The following is a 15,522-nucleotide window of genomic DNA, read 5'->3' as shown; positions in this document are numbered from 1 at the left end:
AAGTGGATGAAGGGAGTCTGAAATATGATGGCAACTATGGAAAGACAAAAGGAACGTAATGCTCAAGGAGCGGATACTCAAGCAACAGAACCATTAAAAAATATCGTTTATAAGACAGACCAGCTTAATTTATGGTATGGGGAAAACCATGCGTTGAAAAATATAAATTTAGATATATATGAAAATGAAGTGACAGCTATTATTGGTCCATCTGGTTGTGGAAAGTCCACGTACATTAAAACATTGAATCGAATGATTGAACTAGTGCCAATTGTAAAAACTTCAGGTAAAATATCTTACAGGGGCAGAAACATTTTTGATAAATCATATGGGGTAGAAGAATTACGTACGAAGGTTGGAATGGTGTTTCAAAAGCCAAATCCATTTCCAAAATCCATTTATGAGAACGTAGCCTATGGACCGAAAATTCATGGCATTCGTGACAAAAAAATCCTGGATCAAATTGTTGAAAAAAGTTTAAAAGGTGCTGCCATTTGGGATGAAGTAAAAGACCGATTACATCAGAATGCCTATGGACTTTCAGGCGGTCAGCAGCAGCGTCTTTGCATTGCCCGCTGTTTAGCGATTGAGCCTGATGTTATATTAATGGATGAACCAACGTCAGCACTTGATCCGATCTCAACATTGAAAGTAGAAGAATTAGTACAGGAATTAAAGAGGGAATTCAGTATCATTATCGTTACTCATAATATGCAGCAGGCAGCACGTATTTCTGATAAAACTGCTTTCTTCCTAAACGGAGAAGTTATTGAGTTCGCGGAAACGAATAAAATTTTCTCAACACCTTCAGATAAACGGACAGAGGATTATATTACAGGAAGATTCGGTTAATTGAATGTAAGGGGAGATTATCAGTTATGTCAGTTCGTGAAAAGTTTGATATTGATCTAAAAGAATTGCAAGGAAAATTATTAGAGATTGGCAACTTTGCCCAGGAAGCGCTGACCAAATCCATTATCGCTCTAGAAAGCCAAGATCTTGAGATGGCACTTGAGATCATTGATAATGATGCTAATGCGAATCTTATGTATGAAGATATAAATGATTTTGCAATTTTATTAATTGCGAAACAGCAGCCTGTAGCCATTGATCTACGCCGTATTATTGTTGCTATAAAAATTGCAACAAATATTGAGAGAATTGCTGATTTCGCAGTAAATATTGCAAAATCTACAATTAGAATTGGCTCGGAGCCGTTAGTAAAGCCCATTGTTCACATTAAAGAAATGCACAGTATTACTTTAGAAATGTTGAGATTATCTTTAGAGGCTTTCAATGATGAAGACATTGTAAAAGCAAAAAGGCTGGCAGAGATGGATGACAAGGTTGATGATTTATATGGACAGACAATTAGGGACTTAATGCAAATTAATATGCAAAAGCCAGAGTTTTTGCCGCAAATTTTACAGCTTTCATTTATTTGCAGATATCTTGAAAGATCTGCAGACCATATCACAAATATCGCGGAAAGTATTTTGTACCTTGTTAAAGGAAGGCAATATGACTTGAATTAATAGAATGAAAAAAAGCTAAACAGGCAGGTTCTTAGCCTTTTTAGCTTTTTGTTATTATCTTTGCAATTTGTTTATAGCTCATATCAGCCTTTAATTCAAACGATCCTAGCTGTAATCTTTTACTATAGCCATTTTCCTCAAGATATGTTTCGAACTGAACCGCATCATCGATCATCTCTTCTTTTTCAAGCATTACAGCAATATCATGTGAAACCATACCACTTATTATTTCTAATGTGTAAACAGTAACAGCTTCAGCGGATTTTGGTGTTGAAGATGGCTGCTTTGGTGGTTCGGTATTCTTGGGTTCTTCTATATTTTCCTTCTCTTTTTCATGAAATTGATCTTTTTTTAAAACAACATATCCATGCTCAGCTAATAAGGCCTTTGCATTTTCAATAATTAATTCTTCGGGATTATCTTCCTTCATATCAGAAAAATAAAATGAGCCAATGATACAAACAGAAACGATTATTCCAAAAGCAAAGGCACGTGTATTCCTCTTGTTCATTTCTTATCCTCTTCCGATCTTTTCAGCTAGGATTGATTCGACTTCTCCTGGTGTCAGGGATGATTGCCTTGCAATTTGATCTACTGTTAGTCCTTGCTGAACTAAGGACCAAACCTGATTTTTGATAATATCATGTATTTCCTTTTTCTCATATGAAATAGAAGGAGGGCGTATAGTAGAAATCGGTTGAAATTCAACATCGTTTACAAGCAATTCTTCTTCAAGAACCTTTAATTTTTTCTTTATGACATACATATCTTGAATTTGCTGCATGGAAAGCTGGTCTATTTCTTCACGAATGATCTTATACGGATCCTTCATAAAGACTGAACAGATTAGCAGAATGACAGCAAAGGCGAGCAAGCCAATCATTAAATATTCCAAATAAGTCACCTCAATTATTGTTCTCCGAATATTTTATCATTAATAGTGACAAATTTCGATTTGAATTATTTAAGTAAACAAATAAGAATGGTTTATGTCGGATTACAATCAGCAGAACAAATGAGATTTTTGTCGAAAAAGTCATAAGTTTAGGCAAATGTGGGAAATGAAAATTTTTTCTTCATCAGCAAATGCAAGTATAATAACAAAACGCAATAAACGACAAATTCCGTTCATTGTGAGAGTGAGTTTTCAGTGATAACATATAGAAATAAGGAATAAATTTACTCTACTATTCATATATATGTGTTTTCTCTCTATTATGCATGAGGTGCAACATGACTGAAAAATATATGTATTTAAAAATGATTTCCAACAGCACTTGTTATGTATCATGGGATAGTTCTCATCATATTAGAAATCTTGTGGAATGGTATTTCAACAGATCCTTCTCCAAAGTAACGAAGGCTCTCCGGCTTTATAGTGCCGCAGATGTCGGCATAAGGGGAAGGAACGAATATAATCAAGAAATTATAATTGATGGTAATCAATCACAGCGAATAGTGGAGGGACTATCGAATAATCGAAGTTATTATGCTGAAATCGGGATTAAGCTTTCAAATCATCATTTCTTTCCTATACTTCGTTCTAATATCATTGGGAGTGATTCGCTAGAAAGTGAAAGTGGACTTCTTAGGGCTTGCCCAGAGCCTTCTGAGCTATCTTATCCTTGGTCCAAGATGGTTAGCACCTATACTTATTATGTGCCTAATAATTGGAACGGGGATTTTTCCTTGAAATATGAGTATAAACAGAAGGTTGCCTTTGAAGAAAGAAAATTTGAGTTTTCAAATGCGGGGAATAAATCAAGGGAAGTAGACAATTCACGGGTAATGATTAACAAAAATGAAAAACCAAGAATTCTTATTTTATCATGGGAATATCCTCCTCATCTTGTTGGCGGCTTATCGAGACATGTTCAGGGACTTGCACACTGTCTACAAAAAATGGGCTATGAAGTGCATGTCATTACTTCAAATTCAAATGAAGCGGCTGATGAAGAGACGAATGATAGTGTTCGAATACATCGTGTAACCCCTCTAAATCATCAGGATGAAGATTTCCTTAGCTGGATAGGCGGATTAAACCTAGCCATGCTGAATAAGGCATTGGAGATTGATAAAATTCACCGTTTTAACTTGATCCACGCCCATGATTGGCTTGTTGGGGCTTCTGCTATTGTCTTAAGAAATTCCCTTCGCATTCCGTTGATTGCAACTTTTCATGCAACGGAATACGGAAGAAACAACGGTATCCATACAGAACTTCAAAAATTTATTCACGAGAAGGAACAACAATTAATCACAGGAGCGGATACCGTCATTGTATGCAGTGAATATATGAGAAGAGAACTTAAACAGGTGTTTCGTATACCTAACGAAAGAAATCTTCATATAATTCCAAATGGGACATCTGCGATAAAGCCTTTGAAAGAAGGCTTGAATCCTTTAGAAGGGTTTCCGATTCAAAAAAATAAGCGTCTGATCTTTTCGATTGGACGCATCGTTAAAGAAAAAGGATTTGACACAATAATTGATGCTGCCCAAAAAATGCAAAGAAAATTTCCTGATGTATATTTCATAGTTGCCGGGAAAGGTCCTCTACTTTATGAATATCGGATGAGGGCAGAAAGATTACAGCTGCAAAATCAGCTTTTCTTTGTTGACTATGTAACAGATGAGCAAAAATCTGCATTGTTTAACCATTGTAGTATTGCTGTTTTTCCAAGTCGCTATGAACCCTTTGGAATTGTTGCGCTTGAGGCAATGCAAGCGGGAAAGCCGACAATTGTTTCAAATACTGGAGGCTTAAAAGGGATAGTTCAGCATAAGAGATCAGGAATGCTCATGACGCCGGGAAGTTCAGATAGCTTAATCGAGCAAATAATATATTTGTTAGAAAATGAATTGCAAGCAGAGCAAATCGGACTGCTTGGAAAAAAACGAGTTGAGAGCATTTTTAGCTGGGAGAGAATGGCTGAAGAAACAGTCAAAGTATACGAAGAATTACTTATTCATCGTAATAATGAAAATGATTAATATGTTGACAATTTATCCGGAGGTGAAATTAGGATGAAAATAAAAACTTGGATTCAACCAAAAGCTGCAGAGGAAATCATCATTTCGAATAAGGAAGGAATAGAGGTAATTCCCGGGGTTTGGATTGAAGGAAAGACATATTGGCTGACACCAGGGGTAGAATCTATGATTCCTGAAGAAGGGCTGTCAGTTTACTTACAACAAGAGGAAGGCTCTCCGTTTGTACAATTATATAATGTTAGTGTTACCAACTTTCGTGAACGTCAGCTGCATATAAAGCTGCTTATTCAAAATAGGCATTATCAAAGCAGCAATAGAAATCACTTTTTTGAAGAGCATAAGCATTTTTCATTTATTTCACCTTCCGAGAAGGTTGTCTTCCACTTAGACCAGCATAAAGTACATCTAGCCAATGGTCATTGCCAAGGGAAGGCAAACAGCACCAGCACTATTCAATCTATTAGAAATGTCTTTACTGATCATATTTGGGCATGTCCTATAACCGGAAAACTTCAATATAATCCGATGGCTAATGGCGATGCTGTCAGTTTATTTCTCTATGATTGCCATTTCCTAGGAAAGCAAACCATCGAAGGGAAATCATGGGTAATTAGCGGGGAAAATGAGACAGACCTTATAAAATTAAATGAGGCACTTTTAAAAACACACTAGCATTTACAGTTGAAAAGTGATATTATAGAAAAGTCGTATGAACGAACTAGTTTGAACATAGTTTGGAGGGATATTACATGCGTGTGAATATTACGTTAGCTTGCACAGAATGCGGAGATCGTAACTATATTTCTAAAAAAAATAAAAGAAACAATCCAGATCGTCTTGAGCTTAAAAAATACTGCCCAAGAGAAAAGCGTTCTACTACACATCGTGAGACAAAATAAGCAGTGGGGTGATTCCTACTGCTTTTTTTGTTGGCTATAAACTCATAACTGGGGGGGGCTTTGTAATAATGGAAGACAAAAAGAAACTGCGAAAAGAAATAATGGAGAAACTTTCAATGATAAACAAACCTCTATATGAACAGCTTTCCTATAAAATTGCTAATCATCTTTATCAGGATAAATATTGGCAGGAAGCTGAGACTGTTGGGATAACTATTTCAAAGCAGCCAGAGGTTGATACATATCAAATTATTAGAAGAGCTTGGGAAGAGGGAAAACGGATTGTCATTCCGAAATGCCTGCCTAAAACGAGGGAAATGGTATTCCGCACTTTATGCCGATTTGATCAATTGGAATCAGTCTACTATGGATTACTAGAGCCTATTGAGTCTGAAACTAATGAAGTATCACCAGATGACATTGATTTGATTATAGTTCCAGGCTTAGCCTTTACAGAAAAGGGATATCGACTTGGATTTGGCGGAGGCTATTATGACCGTTTCCTAACAAAGTATAATGGCTACACGCTGTCACTTGCCTTTCAGGATCAAATTATGGAAAAACTTCCAGTTGAGGGTCATGATATACCTGTCAGTAAAATTATTACGGACGAAAAGATTAAATGTGTAAATGAATGACGCTGGCTTTTTATTTCTGTTTATAGCTGCTACTGCGATTTGCGGATATTATCTTAGATTGTTAACCATATCAGGCAGTATAGCTGCGTTTGCAGCTGGTTTAATTATTGGCCTTGGGTTCGGGATTAGAGGCTTGCTCGTGCTTGGTTTCTTTTTTGCCAGCTCCAGCCTATGGTCTAAATTTAAACGAAGAAACAAAGTGAAAATTGAGCAAAAGCATGAAAAAGGCTCCCGCAGAGATTGGGTACAGGTTGTTGCAAATGGGGGAACTGCTGCTCTTTTTAGCATTCTGTATTTAACTTACCCTCAGGAAATTTGGTTTTATGGCTTTGCGATATCAATCGCAGCAGCAAATTCTGACACATGGGCTTCTGAAATAGGATCCCTTAGTAAACGGGCACCTGTTTTTATTCGGTCGTTGAGAGCAGTTGAGGCAGGTACCTCGGGCGCTATTAGCGTTCTTGGTACCATTGCTGCGCTGTTTGGGGCTTTTACCGTGGCGATCCTTTGTTATTATTTATTTCCAATTTCAATTGCTGCACTCTTCATAATTTTCCTATTTGGATTCCTTGGGAATTTAATAGATACGATGTTTGGTGCGTTTATCCAAGTAGTCTTTCAGTGTAAAGTATGCGGAGCTGAAGTAGAGGCAATGAGCCATTGTGGGAAAGGAACCATTTACAAAAGAGGTCTTTTTATGATGAATAATGATATCGTCAACTTTTCTTCGGGATTTCTAGCTTCATTATTAGGTGTACTTTACCTCTTATAATTTGGAACCATAATTGGATAAAATTTATATATTCATCTCAAACTAAAATGAGGAGGGATGAATATGGGACGTATTATTTCGATCATCATGATTGGAGTAAGCGGATATTTTCTTTTTCAAAATCGGTACCGTGCCATGAATGTATTATTTAGAAGCACTATATTGCGCCGAATTTTCGTTAGTTCCATTATGGGACTTCCGGGAGTGAAAGACCGCTTAATGAAATTGGTCTTCTCCACAGGACCTGCTGAAACACACTAGAAAAAGACCTTTTGAGGTCTTTTTCTTTTGCGTTTACAGGAGTAATTGCCTATAGTAAAAATGTGGTTCAGTTTTTTGGCGTTATGTCCTATTTACATTAATATATATGTTAGTAAGCTTAAAAAAGAGAGTAGGGGGTCCCGGTGAATCTACAAGAAGATTATTTGTTCTGGAAGCTTGCCCATTACTTCATTTCAGAACAGAATTATCGCATTGTTCAATTAGCACAGCAACAGAATGAATTATGGCTGGAAAAGATGGAGAACAAAGAGGCTCAGGTTATTAGATTGCTCAAGTATAATTTAGATTGGAGCAACTGGATGCAAAAAGACATTGAGCATACTGCATTGAATGGAGAAAGAATTCGAAAGCAGCTTATGCGCGGTGAAATGAATGTCATAAATATATATATCTCCGCTTATCCGCCAGTAGATGATTATGAATATAGAATTGAAAAGCCATTTATTCTAGCAGAAAATAAAAAAACAATGGTGACCTCGATCATTTTCGATCGGTCCCATTATGAAGAAAGCTTTACTAAGCTTAACAGTATTTTTCAAGGTCTCCTTCCAATATTAATTAATAGTGAAGGGTATACATGGAACGATATTGAAAAGGTGAAGCTTGCAGCTTTATCGGAAGCCTCTAATCGGCATAAGAAGGAACAGGCCCTTTTTCAATATGGTAAGCCTTTTTTTACATATTTGTTTATCATAATTCAAGTAGCTATGTTTCTTTTCTTGGAATGGAAAGGCGGAAGTACGAATACCTCTACACTTATTGAGTATGGTGCAAAGTTTAATCCGCTTATTCTCGAAGGTGAATGGTGGCGGTTTTTCACACCCATTTTTCTTCACATAGGGCTGCTTCATTTATTAATGAATACCCTTGCGTTATACTATTTAGGCACGACAGTAGAAAGAATTTATGGAAATGTCCGTTTTCTATTTATCTATTTACTTGCTGGTTTTTTCGGTTCATTATTAAGCTTTATTTTCAGCCCGAACTTATCAGCAGGAGCTAGTGGCGCGATATTTGGCTGTTTTGGAGCCTTGCTTTATTTTGGAGTTATATATCCAAAGCTTTTCTTCAGAACAATGGGTTTAAACATAATCGTAATTCTAGGAATCAATCTTGTCTTTGGCTTTACGATGCCAAGTATTGATAATGCAGGGCATATTGGCGGATTAATCGGGGGATTTGTGGCAACTGGGATTGTTCATTTTCCGAAGAAGAAAAGGCTGCTTATTCAGGCGGTTTCTATAATCATTGCAGCTGTATCTATAGCAGGGTTGTTGAAGTATGGCTTTAATGAGCCAGGACGAGTATTAAATGAACATTCTGCTTTAGTAATGGCACAGGAATATATGAAAACAGAGGAATATGATAAAGTTCTGAACATCCTTCAGAAATATGATAATGATGATTCATCATCAGCAGAGCTTTATTTTCTGCTTTCCTATGCAGAAATAAAAACAAATGAAATAGCGAAGGCAAAAGAGCATTTGCACTTAGCTATCGAAAAAAGAAATGATTTTCATGAAGCTTATTATAATTTAGCCCTTCTGTATGTCCAGGAGGAAAACTTCACAGAAGCACAAAAGTTTGTAAGGATTGCTGTAGATTTAATGCCTGATCAACAGGATTATCAGAAATTACTGCAACAGATAAATGAGCAAGTAAAATAAACTGGAAGAAATTTTAATGATATGAGGGAAAAGAATGAAAACGATTTATGATATTCAGCAATTCCTGAAGAAGTTTGGCACATTTATTTATATAGGGGATAGGGTAGCAGATTTGGAGCTGATGGAAGCTGAAATAAAGGAACTTTATCAGGCACAGCTAATGGAGACGAAAGATTATCAAATGGCAATTTTATTATTAAGACATGAGATACAGCTTCTAAAAGAAAAGGGCTAAATCTTTATAAATGTTAAGAAAAAAGTATTCGTTTTTGCGCGAATGCTTTTTTTATTTTTATATAGTGATACGGCCACTAGGACTTCCATAGTATTGAGTTGGTTTCTAACAGCTTTAAATGAAAACAAAGTACTATGACAAATTAGTCATTTTTATAAAAAAGGACAAACACGAAACTTTTGGAGGTTTAAAACGTCTAATATATTGGGTAAAGAGAAATCTATAATTATATAAAAATATGATTAAGCCATATTTGATTTTTTGTAAAAAAAGCGTTAAGATAAGGTTTAGTTTTAAATGGTCACCCTAAAAATGTAAAAAATTTTAAAAAAATTCCATATCTGTTCCAAAAAAACAGGGAGGGTAACACTTACTATGAAGAATTTCAAATGGTCAAAGGTATCGCTAATTGGAATTGCGATCGTACTGCTTTGGCTAAAAACGTATATTACCTACAAAACTAGCTTCGATATTAAAATAGAAAATTGGAAACAAGAATTTATTTTATTTATCAACCCATTGAGTTTCTTGCTTTTTATTTTGGGAATTAGCTTATTTCTTAAAGAAAAGAACCGAAATAGATATATACTTTTCACAAGTTTTGCCATTTCAGCAGTATTATTTGCCAATGTAGTCTTTTATCGATTCTTTAATGACTTCTTAACGATTCCTGTCCTTTTTCAAACAAGCAATATGAGTGATCTTGGCAGCAGTGTAAATGAATTGCTTAGCTTTACTGATATATTATATTTTGCTGATTTTATTATTTTGGCATTAATTGTCGTCCTTAAACCTGCATTTATTTCTTACAGAGAATTCTCTAAAGTGGACCGGAGAGCGTTTTTTTTAATTACAGCTGCGATTGCTTTTTTTAATCTTGGACTTTCTGAGACGGAGCGTCCTCAGTTGCTCACCCGTACATTTGACCGCGAAATGCTTGTCAAAAATATCGGGACATATAATTATCATATTTATGATATGTTCCTTCAATCAAAGTCATCTGCACAAAGAGCGTTAGCTGATGGCAGCGAGTTAGTCGATATTGATAACTATATCCATGCTAACTACAAAAAACCGGACGATGAAATGTTTGGGATTGCAAAGGATAAAAATGTCATTTTAATTTCTATGGAATCAACTCAAAGTTTTGTTATTAATGAAAAGGTAAACGGACAGGAAATTACGCCGTTTTTAAATGAATTTATTAAAGATAGCTATTACTTTGAGAATTTTTATCACCAAACTGCCCAAGGCAAGACTTCCGATTCGGAGTTTATCGTAGAGAACTCTCTTTATCCTTTAAGCCGTGGTGCGGTATTCTTTACACATTCTGGGAATGAATATACTGCGACACCGGATATTTTAAGCAATAATGGCTATTTCACTGCATCCTTGCATGCGAACAATAAGAGCTTCTGGAACAGAGATATCATGTATCAATCATTAGGGTATGACCGTTTCTACTCTCTGCCTGATTATGAAATTACGGAAGAGAACTCCGTAGGCTGGGGGATGAAGGATATTGATTTCTTTGAACAATCGATTCAGCATTTAAAGGAAATGCCGAAACCCTTTTACGCTAAATTTATTACGTTAACAAATCACTTCCCATTCGAACTAGGTGAAGAGGATCGCTTTATTGAACCGTATACGTCAAATAATAAAACAGTTAATAATTACTTTCCAACAGTTAGGTACACAGACGAGGCTTTAAAATTATTTATTGAAAGGCTGAAAGAAGAGGGCTTATACGATGATTCGATCATCATCATTTATGGAGACCATTATGGTATTTCAGAGAACCATAATAAAGCAATGGGTGAGTTTCTAGGAACAGAAGTTACACCTTTTGTAAGTACACAGCTCCAAAGAGTGCCATTCATCATTCATATTCCTGGGCAGAAGGGTAAAACATTATCCACTGTATCTGGTCAAATTGATGTCAAACCAACAATTCTTCATTTATTAGGCATTAACACGAAGAATAATATTGATTTTGGTTCAGATGTATTCTCAAAGGATAAATTGGAATTTACTGTCCTGCGAGATGGAAGCTTTATAACAAAAGATTATATTTACACTCGCGAAACTTGCTATGATAAGAAAACTGGAGAGCCAATCGACAATAATGCCTGTGAACCATATATAGAAAAAGCAAAAAATGAACTCGAATACTCCGACAAAATCATTTATGGTGACTTGCTGAGATTCTATGAAGATAAAGAGTTTATGGGTTCTAATGTTTTTAAAAATGATGTTCATATTGATGCCCAGTAAAGTGAAAAAGTCTGCAAATAATTGCAGGCTTTTTTACTGCACCTGCATTTTTTCCCTTATCCATTCATAAAAATGAATGGATAAGGGAGGTAGTTAAAATGAAAGTTAAAGTACGTGCTGGAGATACACTATGGTATTATAGCCGCCTTTTCATGGTCCCTCTAAATTTATTAATAGATTCGAATCCTTCGGTTAATCCAAACTCCTTAAACGTAGGCCAGGAAATTCAAATTCCTGGCTTTAAAGCAGTATCATATAAAATAAAGATTGGGGATACCTATTGGAAACTAAGTAAAGCCAGACATCTTTCCGTTGATGCATTACTTCTATTGAACCCAAAAACTAACCCAAATCAACTTCAAGCAGGAGAAACCATTTTAATTCCATCTAGGGTGATTACTCCCGTTGCAAATGGGAAAAGGAATTATAACTTTGAGGCACTATCAGAAGATATTCAGAGCTTACAGTCAATCTATCCCTTCATAAAGGTAAACACAATTGGCAACACTGTACTTGGGAAGCCGATTCAAGAGATTCGCTTAGGAAGAGGCAGGAAAAAGGTGCATTTTAATGCTTCCTTTCATGCGAATGAATGGATAACATCGGGTATAATAATGTCTTTATTGAACCATTTCCTATTATCCTTAACAAATGTAAAACCGATAAGAGGACTCCAGACGATGCCGTTATACGAGTCAGTGGATCTTTCCATTGTTCCTATGGTAAATGCGGATGGGGTAAATTTAGTTATCAATGGACCTACTGAGGACGTCAGAGAGCGTGTTATTGGAATCAATCGGGGCAGTACAGATTTCAGCGGCTGGAAAGCTAATATTCGAGGTGTTGATTTAAATGATCAATATCCTGCAAAATGGGAAACTGAAAAGGATAGATCTCCTGAAAAGTCCCCAGCCCCGAGAGATTATCCGGGTACAGCCCCATTAACAGAGCCTGAGGCCATTGCGATGGCCGAATTAACGAGATCGAGACAATTTAACCGTGTGCTTGCCTTTCATACACAAGGCGAGGAATTTTATTGGGGGTATGAAGGAATGGAACCTCCAGAATCAAGTGTATTGGCGAGAGAGTTTGCTAGAGTGAGCGGATATAGGTCAGTTCAATATATTGAAAGCTATGCGGGCTATAAAGATTGGTTCATTAAAGAATTCCGCCGTCCAGGATTTACCGTTGAGCTCGGAAAGGGAATAAACCCCTTGCCTTTATCCCAATTTGATGAAATATTTGAAGAAGTGCTTGGTATTTACCTAGCAGCCTTATACATGTAAAATGAATGAAGAAATTTAAATAAAAGCCGTTTTTCGGCTTTTTCCTATTCATAAAAATCAGCTAATATGAAACATTTCTAATCATATTCCGTATTACAATGTATGGGAAAAAGGGGGGGATTTGTTGAAAAAAATTAAAAGCAGTGGCATTTTGTTTTATTTTTTATGTTTTTTCCTCCTCTTTTTATTAATTGGGTGTCAGCCCCAAAAAGAAATAGGGGTACAGCCAAACCAAAAGCATAGCAAATCATTACATAAAACAGAGATTCCTCCATCTTTTTTGTTAAATGAGGTCCAAGCCCCCATCCCTATTCAAAACGGTCAATTTAATTCAATAAATGGCTGGTTAGATAATGAAACGATTATTTATATGACAAATGTAGATCTTGGGACAAATATTTACACCTATAATATCTTTACAGGTGAAACCGATTTGATTTTTGAAAGCGAGGCACCTGTTTCATCGGTGAAGGCTAGTCCTTCCGGCAATAATCTATTAATTCATTCCGCTCCAAACTCATATGAAGGAATCATTACGGTTGTCGATACAAAGGGAAAAGAAGTCTTGAATAAACGGATAAGTGCCTTTGAATTCAATTTCGAATGGAATCCTTATGATGAGGACAAAATCCTTATTTCGTCATTTACAGAGGACTGGGAGTATTCAATATACCTATTATCAATAAAGGATAGGACATTGGAGGAGATTGAAAATAATGAGCCATTCTTATACTGGATGGCTAAAGATGAAATTATTTACTTAAATTGGGGTCAAAATGATCTCTCTCTCTTCGCTCCTCTCATCAAAAGAAAAATAACAGAGCTGAGTGAAGAAACATTGTTTAATGAGATATATTATATCAAGGCTATAAAAGATTTATTGATGACCATTTCGGTCAGCCCAGAAAATAGCAATGAAGCAGAATACACATTTTTCTCAAAGGACCTTCAGAAGCTTGCATCCATTTCTGTACCGCACTTAACCCGTTATGCCGACTGGCTTGTTCCATACTTTGACTTTGATCAAAATCATCGCTTTTTTTCATTCCAGCCTCTTTTCAGTACTGAGATGGATATGTATGACACCGGATTTCAGCTTATTGCATTTAATCTTGTCAATGAGGATAAAAAAGTGATTATAGATAACATGAAGAATGAGCCTTTAAGCTGTGCTCCAAGCGGAGATAAATGCTTATATGGGTTTTATTATGAAAAGCTGATTAATTTAGAAACAAAAACAATCATTCCGCTCGTTAAGGACAATTAAGAAATCAAAAAGACTGTCCATTTATACGGACAGTCTTTTTTTGAAAAATTAATGCACAGCAGGGTAACCACTGTTAATTAGTGTTAATAGAGCAAATCCGCCGAAAACAACAAATGAGCCAGCACCGAAAACGATACCAAGAACATTTTTGTTCTTAAGCGCACTTAATGTACCGATAGCTGCAAGGACAGCAACCAATGCAAAAATAATAACTAGTCCCATAATAAATAGCCCCCTTTTTAATAATCATCAGCAGGCAAATGCCTCGTAATTAAGAAAAACTTTTTAATAAAACTTGTATGTAATCTATTTTTACACTCGTATTATATTTTATATTTATTTCCTCTGTTTGTCGAGTTCAAAAAATGACACTTCTATGTCATAAGCATTGGCTATCCCTTTTACTAATTCTTTTAAGTGCTTTTCCACGAAAAAAATATCAGCCTCTTCATTCACCGTTTTAAAAATCAAGTGCTCCTCAAGCTGAAATAGTGCCATTTCAATCTCTTCCTTTGCACCAACGCATATTGAGAATACACAGACCATTTCTTTTAAGAGAAATGTACGAGTGCTTGTGATGAATCCAAAATCTGTAAAGGTTTCTCCAGGTACTCCATGGCTGGTCAGTATAAGCTCAAATTGATTTTCAAACAACTCTGCTTCGAGTAATAGATTCTTCGATTCTACAGCATCACTTTCTGATTCATATATATAAATTGATTCAAAAAAATCAATAATATTTGTGTCACTAAGGACAAGAGCCTTAAATTCAGGCACTTCTTCAATAATACTATTTGCTTCAACTGCATAAACTATGTTCATTTTCTTCTCCTTTTTAGGATTGCTTGGATATTTTTAAAGCCGTTTCCTTTAATTGTTCAATCCAGATAGTGTAGAATAGAGGCTAGCATAAGCTTTTGGAGGTGTTAATATTGGAATGGAATCAGCTTCCACTAGGTCCATTACAAACGAATTGCTACATATTGTCAAAGGATAATAACACATGCTTAATATTTGATCCAGGCGAGGAAAGTGAAAAGTTAAGCAGCCATATTAAGAAAGCGAATTTAAAGCCGCTTGCGATAATTCTTACCCATGCTCACTTTGACCATATTGGAGCAGTTGATGATATTAGAGATGAATACAATATCCCGGTATATATTCATGAAAAAGAGGCTGATTGGCTCCTTGACCCAGCTTTAAATGGTTCCTCAAAATATGATATGATACCGAATATTAGCGGCAAGCCTGCGGATACCATTATCAATAATGAACAAGAGATCACGATTGGGGATTTTACCTTCCAAATTTATGAGACTCCAGGACATTCACCGGGGAGTATCTCCATATATATGAAGGATTCAGGCTTAGTCATTGCCGGTGACGCATTGTTTTATGGAAGCATAGGGCGAACCGACTTGCCTGGTGGAAATCATCAGCAGTTATTAAATAGCATACATAATAAATTATTAGTACTGCCAGAAGAAACGATTGTTCTTCCAGGGCACGGACCTGCAACTACAATCGGGCAAGAAATGGATACGAACCCATTTTTAAATGGCTTTTAAAGATTTGTATTGTGAAAAGGTGGCTATTAAATAAGAAAGCCCTTCTCAAAAGAGAAGGGCTTTCTGGGGGATGTTCTATTCATATAATGGGAGGGGATATAG

The 15,522-nt window shown here is 36.0% G+C and carries 18 protein-coding genes; 14 read left to right on the top strand and 4 right to left on the bottom strand.

Annotated elements, in window-relative coordinates; translation table 11 throughout:
- The first annotated feature begins 36 nt into the window (after positions 1–36).
- Both pstB and phoU read left to right on the top strand, forming a co-directional pair.
- A complete protein-coding gene (gene pstB, locus RRV45_RS15445; protein WP_410489385.1) occupies positions 37–852 on the top strand; it encodes a phosphate ABC transporter ATP-binding protein PstB in 816 nt (271 codons plus the stop codon).
- 26 nt (positions 853–878) lie between these two features.
- Positions 879–1,535, top strand: a complete 657-nt coding sequence (phoU, locus tag RRV45_RS15440; protein ID WP_315665586.1) for a phosphate signaling complex protein PhoU — start codon at positions 879–881, stop codon at positions 1,533–1,535.
- Between the two features lie 40 nt (positions 1,536–1,575).
- On the opposite strand, the gene RRV45_RS15435 is transcribed toward phoU, so the two are convergent.
- On the bottom strand, positions 1,576–2,046 hold the full coding sequence (locus RRV45_RS15435) for a hypothetical protein (RefSeq protein ID WP_315665585.1): 471 nt from the start codon (positions 2,044–2,046) through the stop codon (positions 1,576–1,578).
- 3 nt (positions 2,047–2,049) lie between these two features.
- Entirely contained in the window at positions 2,050–2,430 is a 381-nt protein-coding gene (locus RRV45_RS15430) for a hypothetical protein (RefSeq protein ID WP_315665584.1), read from the bottom strand.
- A 338-nt stretch (positions 2,431–2,768) separates the two neighbouring features.
- On the opposite strand from RRV45_RS15430, the gene RRV45_RS15425 reads away from it, so the two are divergent.
- The 11 genes from RRV45_RS15425 to RRV45_RS15375 all read left to right on the top strand — a co-directional run bounded on the left by RRV45_RS15425 (position 2,769) and on the right by RRV45_RS15375 (position 13,852).
- Complete coding sequence (locus tag RRV45_RS15425) at positions 2,769–4,529, top strand: glycosyltransferase (protein ID WP_315665583.1); 1,761 nt, start codon at positions 2,769–2,771, stop codon at positions 4,527–4,529.
- 33 nt (positions 4,530–4,562) lie between these two features.
- Positions 4,563–5,201: a hypothetical protein gene (locus RRV45_RS15420; RefSeq protein WP_315665582.1), complete on the top strand. Its 639-nt coding sequence runs from the start codon at positions 4,563–4,565 to the stop codon at positions 5,199–5,201.
- A gap of 77 nt (positions 5,202–5,278) precedes the next feature.
- Positions 5,279–5,428: a 50S ribosomal protein L33 gene (gene rpmG, locus RRV45_RS15415; RefSeq protein WP_057771568.1), complete on the top strand. Its 150-nt coding sequence runs from the start codon at positions 5,279–5,281 to the stop codon at positions 5,426–5,428.
- A 68-nt stretch (positions 5,429–5,496) separates the two neighbouring features.
- Positions 5,497–6,066 carry a 5-formyltetrahydrofolate cyclo-ligase gene (locus RRV45_RS15410; protein ID WP_315665581.1) on the top strand — a complete coding sequence of 190 codons (570 nt, stop codon included), beginning with the start codon at positions 5,497–5,499 and terminating at the stop codon, positions 6,064–6,066.
- Positions 6,059–6,838, top strand: a complete 780-nt coding sequence (locus RRV45_RS15405; RefSeq protein ID WP_315665580.1) for a DUF92 domain-containing protein — start codon at positions 6,059–6,061, stop codon at positions 6,836–6,838. Before RRV45_RS15410 ends, RRV45_RS15405 begins: the two co-directional genes overlap by 8 nt.
- Before the next feature lie 63 nt (positions 6,839–6,901).
- Positions 6,902–7,099: a hypothetical protein gene (locus RRV45_RS15400; protein ID WP_315665579.1), complete on the top strand. Its 198-nt coding sequence runs from the start codon at positions 6,902–6,904 to the stop codon at positions 7,097–7,099.
- 143 nt (positions 7,100–7,242) lie between these two features.
- Entirely contained in the window at positions 7,243–8,787 is a 1,545-nt protein-coding gene (locus RRV45_RS15395; RefSeq protein WP_315665578.1) for a rhomboid family intramembrane serine protease, read from the top strand.
- 34 nt (positions 8,788–8,821) lie between these two features.
- Positions 8,822–9,022: a YqgQ family protein gene (locus tag RRV45_RS15390; RefSeq protein ID WP_315665577.1), complete on the top strand. Its 201-nt coding sequence runs from the start codon at positions 8,822–8,824 to the stop codon at positions 9,020–9,022.
- A 375-nt stretch (positions 9,023–9,397) separates the two neighbouring features.
- The gene (locus RRV45_RS15385; RefSeq protein ID WP_315665576.1) at positions 9,398–11,299 is read left to right on the top strand and encodes an LTA synthase family protein; all 1,902 of its coding nucleotides are present in this window, start codon (positions 9,398–9,400) and stop codon (positions 11,297–11,299) included.
- A 98-nt stretch (positions 11,300–11,397) separates the two neighbouring features.
- The gene (locus tag RRV45_RS15380; RefSeq protein ID WP_315665575.1) at positions 11,398–12,585 is read left to right on the top strand and encodes a M14 family metallopeptidase; all 1,188 of its coding nucleotides are present in this window, start codon (positions 11,398–11,400) and stop codon (positions 12,583–12,585) included.
- Positions 12,586–12,709: 124 nt separating this feature from the next.
- Positions 12,710–13,852 carry a YqgU-like beta propeller domain-containing protein gene (locus RRV45_RS15375; protein ID WP_315665574.1) on the top strand — a complete coding sequence of 381 codons (1,143 nt, stop codon included), beginning with the start codon at positions 12,710–12,712 and terminating at the stop codon, positions 13,850–13,852.
- A 48-nt stretch (positions 13,853–13,900) separates the two neighbouring features.
- Here RRV45_RS15375 and RRV45_RS15370 read toward each other — a convergent pair whose 3' ends face one another.
- Positions 13,901–14,074, bottom strand: coding sequence for a DUF2759 domain-containing protein (locus RRV45_RS15370; RefSeq protein ID WP_221846527.1), 174 nt, complete (start codon positions 14,072–14,074; stop codon positions 13,901–13,903).
- A gap of 114 nt (positions 14,075–14,188) precedes the next feature.
- A complete protein-coding gene (locus tag RRV45_RS15365) occupies positions 14,189–14,674 on the bottom strand; it encodes a hypothetical protein (protein ID WP_315665573.1) in 486 nt (161 codons plus the stop codon).
- 110 nt (positions 14,675–14,784) lie between these two features.
- Between RRV45_RS15365 and RRV45_RS15360 the strand changes: the two genes are divergently transcribed.
- On the top strand, positions 14,785–15,420 hold the full coding sequence (locus RRV45_RS15360; protein WP_315665572.1) for an MBL fold metallo-hydrolase: 636 nt from the start codon (positions 14,785–14,787) through the stop codon (positions 15,418–15,420).
- The last annotated feature ends 102 nt before the right edge of the window (positions 15,421–15,522 follow it).

The sequence above is a fragment of the Bacillus sp. DTU_2020_1000418_1_SI_GHA_SEK_038 genome, from assembly GCF_032341175.1.
Classification (GTDB): Bacteria; Bacillota; Bacilli; order Bacillales; family Cytobacillaceae; genus Cytobacillus.
The sequence above is the reverse complement of the archived record's forward strand: the minus strand, read 5'-3'. Positions and strand labels throughout refer to the sequence as shown.